The following is an 18,317-nucleotide window of genomic DNA, read 5'->3' on the forward strand; positions in this document are numbered from 1 at the left end:
CAGTTATAATTTTAAGGTTGATAATCCTCCGTCTATGTGTATAATCTGTCCTGTCATCCATTGTGCTTTATCTGATAGTAAAAAATCAGCCATATGTGCAATGTCTTTTGCTTCACCAATTTTTTTTAATGGGTGATTTTTAGCATTTGCTTCTTTCTTTGTATCGTCACTTAATAATTTAGCAGCTAATGGAGTATCAGTTAGTGAAGGAGCAATTGCATTTACTCTTATATGGGGTGCAAATTCTGATGCTAATGATTTAGTTAATCCTTCGATTGCACCTTTTGATGTTGCTACTGATGCATGAAATTTAAATCCAGATTGAACTGCTATAGTTGAAAAGAAAACAATTGATCCTTTCCCCTTTCTCAAAGCGTTTATGTTTTCACGTACAATTCTGATAGCTCCAATTACTTGTAACTGAAAATCATCTATAAAATCTGAATCACTTATTCTTTGAAATGGCTTTAAATTGATACTACCTGGACAATATACCAAACCATGTAATTCTTTGGGTAAGTCTAAATTTGAGATATCATCTGATAAAACATCGTAATGATAATATACTACACCGTTTTGGGAAGTTGGTGATGTATGATTATAGGTTGCGTAAATTTTATTTTTAGGATCTTCTGAAAGTAGATCCACTAAAGATTTACCTATTCCAGAACTTCCTCCAATTATCAATATATTTTTCATGTTATTTTATTCTATTCTTTACAAACAACCTCATTCCTGCATGAAATGTTTAATAATGAAATAAAATAGTTAAACAAAAAAGGAGTTCTTCAAGAACTCCTTCTAATTATCATATTGATTACTTTGCTACTTTTCCAATCCGTTTCTCAACAGATTCAGTTTTAGCTTTTATCATTCCTGATTTGTTTTTATTGTAATCCATATTCATCACACAATAAATTCTATCAGAAATTGGATCCATTATCTTATAGGCTTCATCTACTATTTTAAGAAGTTCAGTTACCGTTTCAGCTTCTATAATTGTTCCCATAGGGCCAAACTGATAAGTTAACCCTGATTCTTTGATATGTTTTACCACTTTACTTACATATTCACCTATGTGATCACCTTTATCAATAGGGAAAATAGCAAAATTCATTAATGCACCCATAACTTATGTTTTAGATTAAAAAACAAATCTAACGAACATCTTGATAAAAGTCCTCAACCTTTACAGCAATTTTTTCATACCAAACTACAAAATAGGTATCTAATTCACCGTTTATATTTTCGACATTAATTTCATATTCTATGCCATCATCAAAAGCAAATTTTAAATATTCGTTTTGATAATTAATTGTTGAATCAAATTCTACTTTAAATTTATCCTCTATATAACTTTCAAAAGAATCTTGTTCATTTTGAGTAAGTGTTGTTGGGATATTTGATTCACTATCAATTGGCATATACATAACACCATAACATTTTCCATTAGCTTCAGAAACAACGGGCATTACCTGAAAGTGTAAGTTATCATGATGAATAATTTTATCACTTTGATCTTTCTGACCAATTTTAATACCATCAATATTTTGGGCAAAAGTAAAGAAGGGTAATAAATAAAATAGAATCGTTAATAATTTATACATTGTTATATTTATTTGTTTGAACCACAACAATTACAACGGGTATTTAAAATATTTAGTTTCGCTACACATGTTAAGTAGTATCAATAAAAAAATCCACGTAAAACGTGGATTTTTTAGAATCCTCCTACGACTAGAGGATTATATAACTACTTATTTGACTTAAGTTTTATATCAATTTTGATGTTTACAAATTAATGGAACAATTATTAATTTATCAATAACCATTATTAGGTATTTTTAAAAATTTTATGAAATACAATGCACTATTTCAGTAATTGAAAATGATTCATCATAATGAAAACACATGAAATTTTAATGTTAAACCGGTTGAGATTGAAAATAGATGACATAGCGTTATTTACGCATTTAATTGCAATACAAATTAAATAACACAAAAGTAACCCAATAAAATTGTAATTATATGAATGTTATTATTTGAAATAGAATGGAAGAATCATCTTAAAAATCATTCGTTATCCAACAGAAAAACCTAATACCAAAATATCATCTGTTTGAGGTTCATTTTGTTGTTTTTTCCATTTTTCATGGGTTGTCTTTAACACTTGTTCTTGTTCCCAATTAGAGAGATGAACAATATGTGAGAGTAAATTCCTGAAATTTTTAACTAAGTATTTTCTATTTTTTTCACCGCCTAACTGATCTTGGTATCCATCGGAGTAAAAATAGAAAGTTGCTTTCTCACGAGATACATCAATTTCATGATCTACAAATCTATTAGTATTAAGGTCCATTCCTCCGATAGATCTTCTATCCCCTTTAATATAGTTAAGTTGATCGTTTTGAAAATACACCCAAGAATTTTTAGCACTACTTACAGTTACATTTTGTTGTGAGTAGTTTATACAAGCAATAGTGATATCCATCCCATCTTGTACACCATATTCTTCATATTGACTCAAGGTTGTTTGTAATCTTTGATGTAATCCCTCTAAAATATCCGAGGGTTGAACAATATGTTTTACTTTAATGATTTCGTTTAATATACCATTACCTATCAAAGACATAAAAGCACCAGGGACACCATGACCTGTACAATCTACAGTGGCAACAATACAAATTCTCTCGTTATTCTTGTATAATTTACCAGAGCAATAATAAAAATCACCAGAAACCATTCCACAAGGTTGATAGAACAGAGTGATATTGCCCAAAATAGCCTCCATTTTGTTCTTTACTGGAAGTGTAGCTGCTTGTATTCTATTAGCATATGAAATACCTGCTTCTACTTGTTTATTTTTATCATCAAGAAGGTGTACATAATTTTGAAGATGATCTTTTTGAGCTAAAATTTCTTCTTGCTGTGCTTCAATTTCATTGTTCTTCTCTCTAATGTTAGCATAAGCAGTTCTTAATCTTAAATAGAATTTGAGCAATAGATAAATTCCTATTGCTAAAGCGATAAATAAAAATACCATTGCATAAATAAAATAAGTCTGTTGCTTTAGTATTTTATTATCTAGTTCATTCTTTTCTTTTAAGAGAACAATTTCAGCTTCTTTCTTTTTTGATAAATAATTTTGTTTTATTCTTTCAATCCTTTCTTTTATATCGGTACTTTCTAATTGTTGTTCTAAAAAGTGGTATTCATTGTTATATCGATAAGCGTTCTTCCAATTTTTTCTTTCAACTTCTATCAAGTGAAGCATTCTTGAAGCTTCCTTTTTCCAATATTTAGTATTACCTAACCCTTCTCCATTATAAATATCTAAAGCAATTTTTGTTGCCTTATTAAACTCTTTTTGACGAATATAATACTCAATTAACCACAAGCTATATTCATTGCACCCATCCATAATATTATTAGTTTTAAAATATTGAATAGGAGATTTTACTTCATTGATGGCTAGTTGTAGTTTATTTTGATTGAAAAATACTCTTGATCTAATAGCAATAACATATGCTTCTTGCTCTTCAAAATTATGTTTAATCGATTCTAAATAGGCTTGATCCAAATAGTATAATGCAGAATCATTTTGATTCATAACACTAAAAACCTCTCCCATATTAAAAATCATGGAAACTAAATTGCTTCTTTGTCTGATAGTGATGTTTTCTGAATCTTCAATCAGATTATTCATTGAATAGATTGCTTTTCGATAAAAACGAATACACTTTTCGTATTCTTTAGATCGAAAATAAAATACACCCAAGTTATTGGAGATATTTGCAATATCAGACCAATCATTAATAGATTCTGAAAGAGATAAGGCTTTAATTTCATAATCAAAACCAACATCCATATGGCCTTTTCTTAAATGATAAGAACCCATATACTGATAGGCCATACTCTCCCACTCTATACTTTTAATTTCTTGGGCAATTAATAATATTTTATTGGCATATATTAATGTTGAATCAGAAGTAGTTCTTGCAAAATATCTACACTTAGATTTATATTCTTCTAATTTTTTTTGGGTGTGTATATTAGTCTCATTACTGTAAGCATTGGAAGACAATAGTAATAATGATAAAAATAGAAGTATATAATATTTTTTATGTGCTAGCAATTTTGTCAAAGTAAATCAGAACACTAATTATTTTGTTTGTTCAATATAAGGACTAAACAAGAAAAATTATAAATTTTTTATGTTTTAATATCAATAATCATAAAAGATGTATCATTTACTTCATGATATGTTAACAAAAACCAATTATTCGATTTTGCAATTAGATCAGCACGTTTATGTGACAAAAGTTACACTTTTAATATTTCTCCTCTTATATGTTTGTATCATCAATTAAATAATAGACATCAATTTGGAAATGGATAACAAAAAAAGAATCATCGTAATTGGCGGATTATCTGCCGGCCCTTCAGCTGCTGCTAAAGCAAGAAGAACTGATGAAAATGCTGAAATCATATTATTTGAGAAGACAGCTAACATTAGTTACGCTACATGTGGTATTCCTTATGCCTTTTCCGGAAAAATAAAAGATAGAAACAAACTATTGGTGGTAAAACCTGATTTACTTCGCCAAAGATTTAATATAGATGTTCATTTAGAAGAACCTGTTACAAACATAGATCCTGAAAGTCATATTGTATATACTGCTAAAGGTGAATACAAATATGATAAACTTGTTTATGCAACTGGAGGTACTGCAATAACACCTCCTATTGATGGTTTAGCAGAATATAAAGAATGGGCCCATGCAAAGACAATAGAGGACTTTGATAGAATAGTGAAATCTGACATTCTTTCTAGTGCTAACAATATTACTATTGTTGGTGCAGGACTAATTGGACTTGAAACAGCTGAAAACCTTGTTCAAATTGGTAAGAAAGTGACCATTGTAGAGTTAGGACAACATATTTTAGGACCATGGGATGATAAGTTTGCTACAATGGGTGAAAAAGTCTTATCTGAAAATGGAGTTAATCTACAATTAGGTAAGTCTATTAAACAAATTAATAAAGATGGTAGCCTAATTTTAAGTGATGACACAACAATTGACTCTGAGTTTTTAATTATGTCAATTGGAGTTAAGCCTATTACTGAGATGCTAACTTCAAAAGGTGCTGCTCATCTTCCTAATGGTGCTTTGATAGTAAATGATAAAATGGAAACCAATTTGCCAGATATTTATGCTGCTGGTGATTGTGCTTCTATTCCACATATAGTAACCAATGCAGAAGGTTGGTTCCCTATGGGTACTCACTCTAATAAAGGCGGACGTGTAGCTGGTGCAAATGCTGTTGGAGGAAATGAAGTATTCCCTGGTGGTTACGGTACTGCAATTATGGAAATGTTTGATCATACTATAGCACGTACTGGAGCAGGTCCTAAAGTATTAGAAAGAGAAGGTATTCCGTTTGAATCTACCTTTATTATTGCTAATTCTCATCCTGGATTCTACCCTGGCGGTAAAGATATGTTTATTGAAATTTACTACACTAAAGATACTCATGTTATTCTTGGGGCTGAGTTATTTGGTGAAAAAGGTGTTGATAAACGCACTGATGTATTAGCAACGGCTATTTATGCTAAACTTACTATTGAAGATTTACCTAATCTAGATTTAGCATACGCTCCCCCATTCTCTCCAGCTAAAGATCCAGTGATTGTGGCCGGTTTTGTAGCACAGAATGCCCAAAAAGGATTATTCAAGGAAGTAAATGTGGCTGTAGCAAAAGCTGCTTTTGAAAGTAATGAGGACATTACTATTCTTGACGTAAGAAATCCATTGGAATTAGAAAATGCAGGTAAAATTGATACTAGGGCTTTAAATCTCCCATTAGATTCTTTAAGAGAAAATTTAGATCAAATCGATAGAAATAAACCACTTTATGTGACTTGTGCCAAAGGACTTAGAGGATATCTTGCTTCTTTAATATTAGCACATAATGGTTTTAATAATATACATAATATAGCAGGCGGTTTTACTGCTTGGAAAAAAATCAATGGGTAATCATCTTACCATCTATGTAGAGGGAATATCACGAAACTCCCTCTACTTTCTATGATTAACACACTTACAAACTTTCATTCAACGACATATTTTAAGATGGAAAAATTAATAGCACCGTGGCCTTGGTTTATTACAGGTCCGATTGTTGGTGCCACAATGGCTCTTTTACTACTTTATGGTAAAAATCTAGGTCTCTCATCAAATTTCAGAATCATTTGTTCTGCTTGTGGTGCGGGTAAAAAAAATTCCTTTTTCAATTTTGATTGGAAAAAAGAATCGTGGAATTTAATATTTGCCGTAGGTTGTATTATTGGTGGATTCATAAGCCATAACTATTTAGGAGGAGATCATTTAGCAGGTATTTCTGAGGCAACATCACAACATTTAAGTGAATTAGGCATCAATAGCGATAACCATTACGTATTACCAACAGAACTTTTTAATGCTGATGCTATCTTCTCTTTAAAAGGTATCTTAATGCTTTCGTTTGGAGGTTTTTTAATTGGATATGGTTCTAGATATGCTGGTGGTTGTACTTCAGGACATGCCATAAGCGGATTATCTAATTTACAGTTACCGTCACTTATAGCCGTTATTGGTTATTTCATTGGTGGATTAATCATGACTTGGTTAATCATACCGTACATCCTTTAACACTAAACCAATAAAAAAATGAAACCTCAAAGAGTTATTATATATTTAATTTTAGGAATTTTCTTTGGTATTGCCCTTTCAAAGGGTGAAGCAATATCATGGTTTAGAATTCAAGAAATGTTCCGTTTCGAATCCTTTCACATGTACGGTTTTATTGGGTCTGCAGTTGTTGTAGGTGCAATTTGTGTACAGGTAATTAAACGTCTACATGTTAAAGATTTTGATGGTAAAGACATTATTCTTGCCGATAAACAAAAAAGTATTTGGAGATATTTATTAGGAGGCATCTTATTTGGCTTAGGATGGGCTTTAGTGGGTGGTTGTACTGCTCCTCTATTTATTTTAATGGGATATGGTGAGTATAGTATGGTCATTGTTTTTGTGTTTGCCTTATTTGGTACTTTCACATATGGCTTGACAAAACATAGATTACCCCATTAATATTAGTCGTATCCTTAAAAACGTTTCTCTACTTTTTAGGAACGTTTTTAAGGATAATTTTTCTAGATTTGCAATATGAAATACATCATATTAATAATTTCAATCTTTGCATTTAGTAGTTGCAATTCTAGAGTAGCTGAAAATTCATTTCATTACGATCTTAAAGAAGGTGATATAATCTTCCAAGATTTAGATTGTGGGGATTTCTGTATCGCCATAAATAAAGTAACTGAGGGTTGGGACGGACGAGATTTTTCTCATTGTGCCATTGTAGTAAAAGAAGCCGATTCTTTATTGATTATTGAGGCAGTTGGACAAGGTGTAAAAAGAACATCACTGAAAGACTTTTTTAATAAACACACTGGTAAAGGAGGGAATGTAAGAGGACGTATGAAAGCAGAATACTCAGACTTAGCTCCTCTTGCAGCTAAAAATGCTTTCCAATATTTAGGTAAATCTTATGATGATGTATTTGATATTAATAACGATCAGTATTATTGCTCTGAATTAATATACGAGACCTATAAAGAAGCTAATAATAATAAAGAAATATTCCATTTGTACCCTATGACCTATAAAGATCCTGATACAAAGGAATACTTTCCAATATGGGTTGACTATTTTAAACAACTAAATACTACTATTCCTCAAGATGAACCGGGATTAAATCCTGGTGGTGTATCTAGATCAAAATACCTTGATATAGAAGTATTAGACATAAAATAATCTTATTTGCTTTCCATTCCAGAAGAATCAATTAACTGAGGTAACACCCCATCAAATGTCATTTTGATATTTTTAATGGTTCCATCTTCATTAAAGTACATTCTATCAATACAAGTAACCCTATGATCTCGACCTTCATTAGGTATAGGTCTTCTATGGTATATAATGTACCAATCATCAGTGTTAGGAACATTAATTATTGAGTGATGCCCCGCTCCTGTTGCTATATTTTTATTAGATGATAATATGGTACCTATTCTTTTAAAAGGCCCCGTTACTTTATCAGAAATTGAATAAGCTACTTTATACGAATCTTGCCCCCAAAATCCTTCAGACCACATAAAATAATATTTCCCATTTCTTTTAAACATAAATGGGCCTTCTACATAACCTTCGGGTGTCACTTCTTTGTATAAACTTCCGTCCTCCCAGGGCTGTAGGCTTTTAAAATCCTTATTCAAAATCACTAAATTACAACGCTTCCAACCTCCATAAAACATATAGTATGTTCCATTATCTTCATATACAAATTGATCTATAGGTTGTGCATCGTTATGAAATTCATTAATTAGAGGTTGACCTATATAATCCTTAAATGGACCGGCTGGTGAATCCGCTACAGAAATACCTATACCTCCGTAATGATTGATTGTGTTCTCTTCATTCCAATTCGGCCCTCCTTTCTTTTGAACATCATTAGCCGAAAAAAAAAAGAAATACTTATCCTCTTTTTGAATGATTGATGGAGCCCATAAAGCTTGTTTTGCCCATTGAACATTAGAAGTGTCTAATACATGTTCATGTTTTGTCCAGTGAACAAGATCTTTAGAAGAGAATGCATCAAAATATACTTGGTTAGTGTATTTGGCCGAATAGGTTGGATATATCCAATATTCATTTCCAAACACAACTCCTTCTGGATCAGCATACCAACCAGGAAAAACAGGATTTTTAGAATCTGAAACTTCCTGCTTGGAATTACTAACTTGACATGAGCTTAGGAAGAATAAAAATAGAACTGATAAATTAAGAGTGAACTTCATTCTTTCAATAATTGCGTTTTTATTTTGTGTATAAAACAAATAAACAGCAATCTCATCACTATTATGCTTCAGTCTATATCATATTACTATTGATTTATGAAATGAGATAAAATCACCATAAATAGAAAAACTATAACCTATTTATCTATTGACTCAAGTAGCAATTTCAATTTTCCTAAGTTTTTAAAGGTGTTTCTTTTAAAGATTCTTTTGATAAGGAAAAATATAGCTAGTTTATTCAAGAAATTCTTGGGTTGTAAATGCACTTCTATGGTTAAATGAGTCTTAAAATCAGATAATTTTTTAAAAAGGTAGAACGTATAGATTTTTTTTGCCACGGGAGCTGTATCTGTCATTTCTCCATATACCTCTACACCTTCTTCATTGACATCTTTTGTTATCGTTGTAAAATTTAGATGATCTCCATTGATTACACAAACATGTTTTGTACCCAAACGAGTAACTTCATCTTCGTTGTATTCATATTTATCTACTCCTTCAGCCCATTCGTGTCTATATTTGTAATTTGTAATATGTTCCATAACATCAATTAAAGGTGCATTAATTGGTAATGTAACTTTAAATGTAGGAGAAGATTTTAGGTCAACTTTATATGCAAAAGCATAAGGCTTCAGCGTTAGGTTTTGCTTATTAATTTTAGTGTATAAATAGTCTATTTCTTGATTATCATAGGTGTCTACCCCATCTTGAAAATCAAATAATGAAGACGATTCCTCTTTGTTTATTTGGTAAGCTTCAATCAAACTTGAAGTCATAATCACATAATTGTCACTTTCCACCGAATTTTTTAATAAACGATGCAACTGTATCACTTCTTTACCAAAAGGTTTTCGTTTATTTTGGAGTGTCAAGTATTTAATTTCACCACAATGAATTATTATTTTTAATTCTAATTGAGGTGCTTTTGAACATGCATTACAAGGGCATACCCTATTTTTCCTCAGTAATTCTAAATGAGAATAAAAGGCAGTATACATATGTTCTACTTGTGCTAAAAGATTTTCATAGCTTGGTAATTCTTCTTTGTAAAAGAATAAAGCATCTCCTTCCACTTCAGCAAGTTCCATATTCTCTATATTGGATTGTATCAGAACATCCAATAATTCTTGAATCACATGCTGACTATGTTCTATTTCTGTGTTTTGAATGAAGTCAGTGAATCCTGAAATATCAGGTAGAAAAAGTAATGCTTTCATTAGTAGAAGGGTTATTTAAATTAGTGGAATGATAATGTGTCTATTTATACGTCTTTCTGATTTTTATATATAGACTTTTTAGGTTTGCCCGTCAATTTTAAATACATGTTTTTCATAAACCTGAAAGGCCAAGTGACTATTCTTATTACATAATAAAAGGAACTACTCACAAACATACTTCCCATAAAAAAAAGCATAAAGAAAGTCTCAAATGCAGCAACAAAGAGTAATAATATTTTTTTTATTATCTGACGAAAAAAGCCTTTCATTATAATATATCCTTAATTTCATCAATCGTTTTTAAAACTTTAAAACGATCAGTAGCTTCAATTTCATGATCAATCATTTCGTGTGCCCATGTAGAATAAAAAGGAACATGAAATGCATTTCCACCTAATTCTAAAACAGGTACTATATCTGATTTTAAAGAATTTCCTATCATTAGAAATTCAGAGGGTTGAATATCCAAATGCTTAATTAATTTCTTGTATTCGGAAGTGGTTTTTTCAGATACTATCTCAATATGATGAAAATATTTCTCTAATCCAGATTTTTGCACCTTACTTTCTTGCTCTAACAAATCACCTTTAGTAGCAACAACCAATCTATATTTTCCTTTTAGATATTCTAGTGAGTCAATCACACCTCCTAATAATTCAATAGGATTTTTAAGCATTTTCTGTCCTAAACGGATGATTTGCATAATTTCATTGGATGTAACTTGACCATTTGTGAATGTAATCGCACCTTCTATCATTGATAAAGATAAACCTCTTGTTCCATACCCATAAAGTGATAAGTTATGAATCACTAAATCAAACAATTTATGTTTCAGTTCTTCTTCATTTAGATAAGGTGATAAAACTTTAAAGTAATTTTCTTCGAATTCTCTAAAATAAGGTTCATTGATCCACAGAGTATCATCTGCATCAAAAGCTATGACTTTAATATCTTGCATTCTAAAAGTATGAAATGTATAGTTCGGCGAAATTAAGCATTTAGAAAGTAGTTTTCCGAAAAAGCAAGGTATTATTATCAATTAATACTATTGAATCCTTTCTAAAACAATCAACATTCAGAATTTTAGTATTAATCATTATAATCTACAAATGCCACCTCACTCCCAATTAAAGTATATGTTTTTGGAGGAGCCACTTTTAAGATATCCATAGAAGGTTTTTTAAGAAGAAGTTCCAAGCGGTACATATCTCTTAGTCTTCCTAAAAGTTTTCCCATCATATTTACCCCTCTTAAAGTATTGTTTCTTTCAAGCTTTGTTCCCCAAAAAAGATCAGGGTTTCTTTTGTTATTCGCTATTTCTACAATTGGTGATTGATGCACCGCACCACTCTTTAATAAAACTCTAGCAAATTCTTTTCGGTTACTGCCTAACTTATGTAATAGCACAAACCACATCGTATTTACTATTTCAGTTTTTGCCTCCCAATGTTTTTCCTTATAAGAGTTAAATGGTAAATCTCTCATTTCCCAATCGTTCATTAACCACGAAGGATACCAATAAGAACGCATTTCTTCCTTTCTATCTCCAATTAATTTAGCACCCTCACCGGATGTTTGATCTATAATAATTAATTGCTTTTCAAAAACCTCTTGTCCTTTAGAAAGGTCTAATTTTAAACATTGATAGAGATGTTCTGCCGTTCTAAAATGAGGGAACTTTGGTATTTTTATTGGAAAACCTTCTGATAGATTACTTAATTGATTGACTTCCTTACTTATAGTTGATTTTTTAGTCTGATTTAATCTGAAATAAGATTGTATATCATCACTTGAAATCCGTCCCTTTTCAGCCTCATCAAATAGTTTTTCTAAGTGATAAGGAAATAATGTTTTAGGGTTTGAAATGAAATTTTTAAGAGAATATGTAGACGTTTGACAAAGTTCTTTGACCTCATCAACTGATAAATAATGCATACTTGAATTAATTTGAATGTTTTTTGACAGTAGATGATCTTGGAATAATTGCAGTGGGCAATACTCTATTAATGAATCCAAGCGTTTCCCTATCATCTGATTCTGCTTCCATAATCAAACGTTTTGCTGCTTGAACTCCAATATCATAAGCTGGCTGTTCTACGGTTGATATCTGAGGGTCCATCAACTCTGTGATTGGGTCTCCGGCAAATCCGGCAACCGCCATGTCTTCTGGAATCTTTATTCCTCGATCTTTTAAATGTTTGATCACTTGAATCGCCATATAATCACTCATACAAAAAACAGCATCAGGCTTCTTCTTTTGTGATAATAATCGATCAACAGCTTCACAAGCATCTAGACTCAAATTATCACATTGATAAACGATGGCTTCAGCAGTATTTTTGCCACTACTTTTTAAAGCATCAATAAATCCTTGATAACGTTTTTGACTTATGGATAAAGACATCGGACCTGATAAATGAGCTAAGTTATCATAACCTTCGTGAATCAAGTGATTGGTAATGTCAAAAGCTCCTTTATAGTCGTCTACTGTTACTTGAGATACTTCGATTTGATCCGTTCCTCTATCGAAAAGAACTACAGGAATATCTCTATCTAATGCTTCTTGAAGATGACCAAATGTATCGGTTTCTTTAGATAAAGAAATAAGTAACCCTGCCACCCTACTATTAACTAATGCTCGTACCTGATTAATTTCTTCTTGAAGTTCTTCATTAGATTGACAAACCATTACAATATAGCCTTTTTCCTTAGCCACTTTTTGAATACCACTTAAAGCTTGTGCAAAAAAATGTTGACGTGCTATTTCGGGAATAACGACACCAATTAAGTTTGTACTTTTTGATGCTAAATTAGATGCCAAGATATTTTTTTGGTAATTCAACTTTTCAGCCATTTCAAAAACCGCTGCTTTCGTATCCTTACTCACATCGGGATGATTTCTCAATGCTCTAGAAACAGTTGATTTAGAAATATTTAAGCGGATTGCGATGTCATGTATCGTGTATACCTTAGCCATTATTGTTAGTTATCTTGTAAATACATCATAAATATAAGTGTTTTTTGACGATAATGGATGGTATTTAATCATTGAAGCGTAGAGTTGTTCTTAGTAAAGTGGGAATAAGTAGACTCATTTAAACTTTTAAATCTAAACTTCTTTAAACACTTCATCATATAATCCTTAACAAAGAGTTAAGGCAGATGCTAACAATATACAACATTTAATTATTGTTCATATTAAATTAATATTACGAATTATAAGCGATGTTTTTACACTTTAAAAACAGCTTTATTTCCACCTACTAGTGTTAATTTTTTTATAACATAAAACCGAATTAGGTCTTATAATTTCTTTAAAAAGTTAAGAGGGCGTAATTAACTACAACAAGGTTAAATAGAAACAATAAGTTAACATTGATAGTGTTGTTTTGCAGCATAATCAATTAAAAAAACTAATCAATTTAAAAATCTTACAGGATGTTTAACAAACTACTGTCTCTTGTTATAGCCTTAATGTGCCTAACTAGTACGTTATTCGCTCAAACTCTTATTAAAGGTAAAGTAATCGATGAAGCTTCTAATGAAGCAGTTATTGGTGCGAATGTATCTATTGAGGGTACAACTGTTGGTGCGATCACGGACTTTAACGGTGATTTTGCTTTTGAAGCCAAAGGTGAAGGCGACAAAACATTGGTGATTTCATTTGTAGGAATGCAAAGTATCAAACAGAACGTTAATCTTAACGGAAATTCTATTGATATTGGTCAAGTGGAAATGGCTTCTGATGCAATTGGTCTACAAGAAGTAGAAGTAATGGCTTCTATTGCTGTTGATAGAAAAACGCCAGTAGCTGTATCTACAGTATCGGCCGAAAAAATTGACATGAAATTGGGTAATTCTGAATTCCCACAAGTATTAAAATCTTCTCCAGGTGTTTATGTTTCTGATGCAGGTGGTGGATATGGTGATTCTCGTATTTCATTACGTGGTTTTGATTCAGAGAACGTTGCCGTTATGATTAATGGTGTGCCAGTAAACGACATGGAAAATGGTAAGGTATACTGGTCTAACTGGGCAGGTCTTGGTGATGTAACTAAGACAATGCAAGTACAAAGAGGATTAGGTGCTTCTAAATTAGCTGTTCCTTCTGTTGGTGGTACAATCAACATCTTAACAAAGACTACAGACGCTGAAAAAGGTGGTAGTGTATTTATGGGTATGGGTAACGATGGTTACTTAAAAACTGGTGTTACTTTATCTACAGGTATGATGGATAATGGTTGGGCAGTGTCAACAGCCTTATCAAAAACTACGGGTAATGGTTATGTAGATGGTACTGCTTTCGAGGCTTACTCATACTTCTTAAACATCTCTAAGAAAATTAATGATAAACATACTTTAGCGTTTACTACATTTGGTGCTCCTCAAACTCACGGTCAAAGAAGATCTTACTTAACTGAGGAGGAATATGAGCGTAATGGTAAACGTTACAATAAAGACTGGGGTTATAGAAATGGTCAAGAATTCAATACCAACGAAAACTTCTACCACAAACCTCAAATGTCGTTGAACCACTATTGGACTATCAACGAAAAAACTGACCTATCGACATCAGCTTATGTATCTGTGGGTCAAGGTGGCGGAACAGGTATTATTTCTGAAGACAGACACTACGAAAGTGCTTATAGAGATAATTCTACAGGTGGTATCATCGATTGGGACGCTTATGTTGCTAACAACAGAAATGAAGACGGTTCTTCAAAAGGTGCTTATAGAGCTGGATACAATAACCACCTATGGACAGGTGCTTTATCTACTTTAACGCATCAAATGAATGATAATTGGACTGTTACAGGTGGTTTAGATTTACGTTACTATTTAGGTGAACACTACCAACAAGTAGAAGATCTTTTAGGTGGTGATTACTATGTAGACAACCAAATGAAATCTATGCCAGCACGTCAAACTCAAGTGGGTGACAAAGTGGGTTACCATAACGACGGTAGAGTACAATGGCAAGGTCTATTTGGACAAATTGAATATAATAAGGATAAACTTTCAGCCTTCTTCTCAGGTGCCGTATCACATCAAGCGTATCAAAGAATTGATTACTTTAGCTATGAATCTGGTACAGAAACTACAGATTGGCAAAGTTTCTTAGGTGGTTCTGCTAAAGCAGGTGCTAACTATAATATTAATGCACATCATAATGTATTTATCAATGGTGGATACATCTCAAGACAACCTTTCTTTAATGCTGTTTTCTTGAACTACCAAAATGATATCAACCCTAATGCTGTGAACGAGAAAATTATGTCTGGTGAAGTTGGATATGGTTACCGTAACAGAGGTTTTAAAATGAACGTGAACGGTTACTATACATATTGGCAAGATAAATCTTTCGTGAAAACTGTTTGGGAAGATGGTGTTCCTTACACTGCCAACTTGTTAGGTGTTAATGCCTTACATAAAGGTATTGAGTTTGATATGACTTACCGTATTAATCCTAAATTAACAGTGACTGCAATGGCCTCTTTAGGTGATTGGAAATGGTTAAATGACTTAGAAGATGTTCAAATCTTTGACGACCAACAAAACGCTATCGATACTGTAAACGTTTATATTGCTGGTGCTGAAGTTGGAAACTCTGCACAAACAACAGCTGCAATAGGAGTTGAATATGAAGTGTTCCCTAAGTTAAAATTAACAGCTGATTGGAACTACTTTGGTAACTTATTTGCCGATTATGATCCTCTAAGAAGAGATTCAGAAGAATACAAAGGTAAAGGAGCTTACGAAATGCCTTCTTATACTTTAGTTGATCTTGGTTTTAACTATGGATTTAAGATGGGTGGCTTCGACGGTATATTTAATTTCAGAGTCAATAACGTATTTGATACTGATTATGCTGTTCAAGGTCTACAGGGTGGTCTTGATGACGCAGGTAATATGGGCATGAGTGGATATTACATGGGTCTTGGAAGAACCTATTCTGTTGGATTGAAGATGAGCTTCTAATACAACAACTATATTGAAATAAAAAAGGCTATCTTATTTATTAATAAGATAGCCTTTTTTATAACTGATAATGGGTAAAAAATCAGTTTTTTTATTGAAGAGTTGATGATCTATATTTATTTATTATTCTTTGATTGACATAGCCCAGCGTCTTCTTCATGTAAAATTTCTTTCTTTTGATTTACATATCCAGAAGTACTTATATTCTTAATTTTAATTTCCCAATATCCTTTTTCTTTTCCTCCAATTCCTTTTGCTGTATTGATAATTGGTGCAACAGATGGAGCGACGTAGCTAATACCATCTGGACTATGACCATTAATTAACTTACGATCTTTACAAGTCATGTATTTAAAATGTTTTGACTTAACTTGGGCTGTTGTTCCATAAGTACTTTTAATATTACTAAGTTTTGAAGTATTGGCATATGTTCCTGGCATCAAGTTTTCACCCGTTTGTTTCCCTGCTATATATCCTTTTGATATTCTCACTGTAAAACCACAATTTACAGTTTCAATACCATCAATTTCCACATGTCCATTTTGGATATTATGTGGTGATAACATCACTGCTGCATTACCATTTTCACAGTACACATTTTTGGCGAAAGTATCATGATTACCCCCTATTTGTAAATCATTCATTTTAGTCAAAGAAGTTTCCAAACGAAGAGTGACTCCACCATCTCCCCAAATATTTTCATAATAAATATTTTTTGAGGCTTGAGCTTGTATTAAACCATATCCATAGTGCGACTTCTCAATACGACAATTCTTTATTACACCATTTTCTGGCATTGAATAATTACCTTTAAAACTACTATAGTTAAGTGTAATAGCACTAAAAATGGTATTATCATCTGCTACTCTCAACCCTTCAATCAAAAAGTTTTCTGCATTTGCCACATTAATCACTCTCACATTTTTATTCTGAGATACACTTAAATCTGCTGTATACATCCCCTCCTTTGATCTAATACTTACATTTTTTGCTCTGTGTCTATTATTTCCAAAAGAGATCATTATGAAGTTTTTATTTACCTCAGGATTAGTTGCATATAGAGTTACTCCCTTATCAATAACAAGGTGTACATTTGACTTTAATACAATATCATTGATGTAATATTGACCCGCTGGAATATTGATTACACCACCATTTTTTAAGGACGATAAATCATTAATAGCTTTTTGTAGTTTTTTACTATCGTCTTCGTTGTCTTGATTGTTTACATTATAATCAACTACAAGATCAACTGTTTTAGTCACTTCATTGATTTTATCTTTATAAAAATCTTTCTCTTTTTGTGCCATTGAGTTGAACCCCAAAAAACATAAAAACACTAATAAATAATTTTTCATTTCATTCATAGATTAAAAATTCGTGGTAAAACATTGATTCTTTACAGAATAGGTATGTCAAACAGGTTTCTTTGGTTGACTAATTCGTCTATTGTATTTTTCATTGAATCATAATATAAAATTCCGTTTATAATGATGAAATTATGGGTCTGTGGGTAACAATTTTGTAGTTATATTTATTAAAAAACTATTCTGATGGGTATCTAAACCTAATATTATCATAAATATTACTTTATTTAAAAACCGAAGACATTCACTTATTAAACCGAGATATTTTATAGTAAAAAATGATATCACATTTACTGAATCAGTATTATTAGTTATTCAAATTTTTAAAATTTATGATAATTATCGTACCTTCAATATGCTGTTACTCAAACAATACTTATGAAAACTATTCTACCCTTAATCTTACTATTTTTTACTCTTGAAATAAATGCACAAAACCCAAATGATCTATGCATTTACGAAATTGATTCTATCACCAATTTACGTGTATATACTGATGTTGACACCCCTGCTTGTGTAGATATACATCTATCAGAGAAGTTAAAAGAAATAGGAAAAACAACGCGATTTTCTATGGATTATAAACAATTGGGAATCGAGATTCCAAAATTTTATTTTGCCTTTGTAGTAACAAAAACTGGAGAAATTACAGGGCAAAGAATGATTAATTATAATCAATCTATTAAAAATTTAGATGAAATATTTGAAATAGTCACTGAAGGAAATTGGAGTTCTGCACAGTGTAATGGAAAAGATGTTCATTCTTTACATGTAATTCCAATTCTATTTCATTCTAATTAAAAAAAAGGCCATTAATAAAAAAGAATTACTTCCTTTTACTAATGGCCAATG

16 protein-coding genes are annotated in these 18,317 nt (G+C 31.6%); 6 read left to right on the forward strand and 10 right to left on the reverse strand.

Annotated elements, in window-relative coordinates; translation table 11 throughout:
* Window positions 1–3: 3 nt before the first annotated feature.
* The 4 genes from NH26_RS21910 to NH26_RS21925 all read right to left on the reverse strand — a co-directional run bounded on the left by NH26_RS21910 (window position 4) and on the right by NH26_RS21925 (window position 4,135).
* Complete coding sequence (locus NH26_RS21910; protein ID WP_044220853.1) at window positions 4–699, reverse strand: SDR family NAD(P)-dependent oxidoreductase; 696 nt, start codon at window positions 697–699, stop codon at window positions 4–6.
* A 118-nt stretch (window positions 700–817) separates the two neighbouring features.
* Window positions 818–1,129, reverse strand: a complete 312-nt coding sequence (locus tag NH26_RS21915) for an MTH1187 family thiamine-binding protein (protein ID WP_044220850.1) — start codon at window positions 1,127–1,129, stop codon at window positions 818–820.
* 28 nt (window positions 1,130–1,157) lie between these two features.
* Window positions 1,158–1,607 carry a hypothetical protein gene (locus NH26_RS21920; RefSeq protein ID WP_044220848.1) on the reverse strand — a complete coding sequence of 150 codons (450 nt, stop codon included), beginning with the start codon at window positions 1,605–1,607 and terminating at the stop codon, window positions 1,158–1,160.
* A 473-nt stretch (window positions 1,608–2,080) separates the two neighbouring features.
* A complete protein-coding gene (locus tag NH26_RS21925) occupies window positions 2,081–4,135 on the reverse strand; it encodes a SpoIIE family protein phosphatase (protein ID WP_139263233.1) in 2,055 nt (684 codons plus the stop codon).
* Between the two features lie 256 nt (window positions 4,136–4,391).
* On the opposite strand from NH26_RS21925, the gene NH26_RS21930 reads away from it, so the two are divergent.
* The 4 genes from NH26_RS21930 to NH26_RS21945 all read left to right on the forward strand — a co-directional run bounded on the left by NH26_RS21930 (window position 4,392) and on the right by NH26_RS21945 (window position 7,859).
* Complete coding sequence (locus tag NH26_RS21930; RefSeq protein WP_044220842.1) at window positions 4,392–6,038, forward strand: FAD-dependent oxidoreductase; 1,647 nt, start codon at window positions 4,392–4,394, stop codon at window positions 6,036–6,038.
* Window positions 6,039–6,134: 96 nt separating this feature from the next.
* Complete coding sequence (locus NH26_RS21935; RefSeq protein ID WP_044220838.1) at window positions 6,135–6,692, forward strand: YeeE/YedE family protein; 558 nt, start codon at window positions 6,135–6,137, stop codon at window positions 6,690–6,692.
* An 18-nt stretch (window positions 6,693–6,710) separates the two neighbouring features.
* Window positions 6,711–7,133: a YeeE/YedE thiosulfate transporter family protein gene (locus NH26_RS21940; protein WP_044220835.1), complete on the forward strand. Its 423-nt coding sequence runs from the start codon at window positions 6,711–6,713 to the stop codon at window positions 7,131–7,133.
* Between the two features lie 75 nt (window positions 7,134–7,208).
* Window positions 7,209–7,859, forward strand: coding sequence for a YiiX/YebB-like N1pC/P60 family cysteine hydrolase (locus NH26_RS21945; RefSeq protein ID WP_044220831.1), 651 nt, complete (start codon window positions 7,209–7,211; stop codon window positions 7,857–7,859).
* Window positions 7,860–7,861: 2 nt separating this feature from the next.
* Here the strand turns inward: NH26_RS21945 and NH26_RS21950 are convergent, their stop codons facing one another.
* The 5 genes from NH26_RS21950 to NH26_RS21975 form a co-directional block, all read right to left on the reverse strand.
* On the reverse strand, window positions 7,862–8,902 hold the full coding sequence (locus NH26_RS21950) for a glycoside hydrolase family 43 protein (RefSeq protein WP_044220828.1): 1,041 nt from the start codon (window positions 8,900–8,902) through the stop codon (window positions 7,862–7,864).
* Between the two features lie 137 nt (window positions 8,903–9,039).
* Complete coding sequence (locus tag NH26_RS21955; protein WP_044220826.1) at window positions 9,040–10,119, reverse strand: DUF2652 domain-containing protein; 1,080 nt, start codon at window positions 10,117–10,119, stop codon at window positions 9,040–9,042.
* Window positions 10,120–10,387: 268 nt separating this feature from the next.
* Window positions 10,388–11,077 (reverse strand): HAD family hydrolase, encoded by a 690-nt coding sequence (locus NH26_RS21965; protein WP_044220823.1) that lies wholly within the window; start codon window positions 11,075–11,077, stop codon window positions 10,388–10,390.
* 131 nt (window positions 11,078–11,208) lie between these two features.
* Window positions 11,209–12,054, reverse strand: a complete 846-nt coding sequence (locus NH26_RS21970; RefSeq protein ID WP_044220821.1) for an NADAR family protein — start codon at window positions 12,052–12,054, stop codon at window positions 11,209–11,211.
* Between the two features lie 7 nt (window positions 12,055–12,061).
* The gene (locus NH26_RS21975) at window positions 12,062–13,096 is read right to left on the reverse strand and encodes a LacI family DNA-binding transcriptional regulator (RefSeq protein ID WP_044220819.1); all 1,035 of its coding nucleotides are present in this window, start codon (window positions 13,094–13,096) and stop codon (window positions 12,062–12,064) included.
* A gap of 461 nt (window positions 13,097–13,557) precedes the next feature.
* On the opposite strand from NH26_RS21975, the gene NH26_RS21980 reads away from it, so the two are divergent.
* Complete coding sequence (locus tag NH26_RS21980; protein ID WP_044220816.1) at window positions 13,558–16,098, forward strand: TonB-dependent receptor; 2,541 nt, start codon at window positions 13,558–13,560, stop codon at window positions 16,096–16,098.
* 116 nt (window positions 16,099–16,214) lie between these two features.
* On the opposite strand, the gene NH26_RS21985 is transcribed toward NH26_RS21980, so the two are convergent.
* Window positions 16,215–17,408 carry a glycosyl hydrolase family 28-related protein gene (locus tag NH26_RS21985; RefSeq protein ID WP_158022005.1) on the reverse strand — a complete coding sequence of 398 codons (1,194 nt, stop codon included), beginning with the start codon at window positions 17,406–17,408 and terminating at the stop codon, window positions 16,215–16,217.
* A gap of 435 nt (window positions 17,409–17,843) precedes the next feature.
* On the opposite strand from NH26_RS21985, the gene NH26_RS21990 reads away from it, so the two are divergent.
* Window positions 17,844–18,266: a hypothetical protein gene (locus NH26_RS21990; RefSeq protein WP_044220813.1), complete on the forward strand. Its 423-nt coding sequence runs from the start codon at window positions 17,844–17,846 to the stop codon at window positions 18,264–18,266.
* Window positions 18,267–18,317 lie beyond the last annotated feature (51 nt).

Origin of the sequence: Flammeovirga pacifica (assembly GCF_000807855.2) — a bacterium.
Classification (GTDB): domain Bacteria; phylum Bacteroidota; class Bacteroidia; order Cytophagales; family Flammeovirgaceae; genus Flammeovirga; species Flammeovirga pacifica.

Bases quoted from the DNA above. Each gene is read 5' to 3' on its own strand.
- NH26_RS21910 (WP_044220853.1), bottom strand. From the start codon at position 699: ATGAAAAATATATTGATAATTGGAGGAAGTTCTGGAATAGGTAAATCT.
- NH26_RS21915 (WP_044220850.1), bottom strand. From the start codon at position 1,129: ATGGGTGCATTAATGAATTTTGCTATTTTCCCTATTGATAAAGGTGAT.
- NH26_RS21920 (WP_044220848.1), bottom strand. From the start codon at position 1,607: ATGTATAAATTATTAACGATTCTATTTTATTTATTACCCTTCTTTACT.
- NH26_RS21930 (WP_044220842.1), top strand. From the start codon at position 4,392: ATGGATAACAAAAAAAGAATCATCGTAATTGGCGGATTATCTGCCGGC.
- NH26_RS21935 (WP_044220838.1), top strand. From the start codon at position 6,135: ATGGAAAAATTAATAGCACCGTGGCCTTGGTTTATTACAGGTCCGATT.
- NH26_RS21940 (WP_044220835.1), top strand. From the start codon at position 6,711: ATGAAACCTCAAAGAGTTATTATATATTTAATTTTAGGAATTTTCTTT.
- NH26_RS21945 (WP_044220831.1), top strand. From the start codon at position 7,209: ATGAAATACATCATATTAATAATTTCAATCTTTGCATTTAGTAGTTGC.
- NH26_RS21950 (WP_044220828.1), bottom strand. From the start codon at position 8,902: ATGAAGTTCACTCTTAATTTATCAGTTCTATTTTTATTCTTCCTAAGC.
- NH26_RS21955 (WP_044220826.1), bottom strand. From the start codon at position 10,119: ATGAAAGCATTACTTTTTCTACCTGATATTTCAGGATTCACTGACTTC.
- NH26_RS21965 (WP_044220823.1), bottom strand. From the start codon at position 11,077: ATGCAAGATATTAAAGTCATAGCTTTTGATGCAGATGATACTCTGTGG.
- NH26_RS21970 (WP_044220821.1), bottom strand. From the start codon at position 12,054: ATGCATTATTTATCAGTTGATGAGGTCAAAGAACTTTGTCAAACGTCT.
- NH26_RS21975 (WP_044220819.1), bottom strand. From the start codon at position 13,096: ATGGCTAAGGTATACACGATACATGACATCGCAATCCGCTTAAATATT.
- NH26_RS21980 (WP_044220816.1), top strand. From the start codon at position 13,558: ATGTTTAACAAACTACTGTCTCTTGTTATAGCCTTAATGTGCCTAACT.
- NH26_RS21985 (WP_158022005.1), bottom strand. From the start codon at position 17,408: ATGGCACAAAAAGAGAAAGATTTTTATAAAGATAAAATCAATGAAGTG.
- NH26_RS21990 (WP_044220813.1), top strand. From the start codon at position 17,844: ATGAAAACTATTCTACCCTTAATCTTACTATTTTTTACTCTTGAAATA.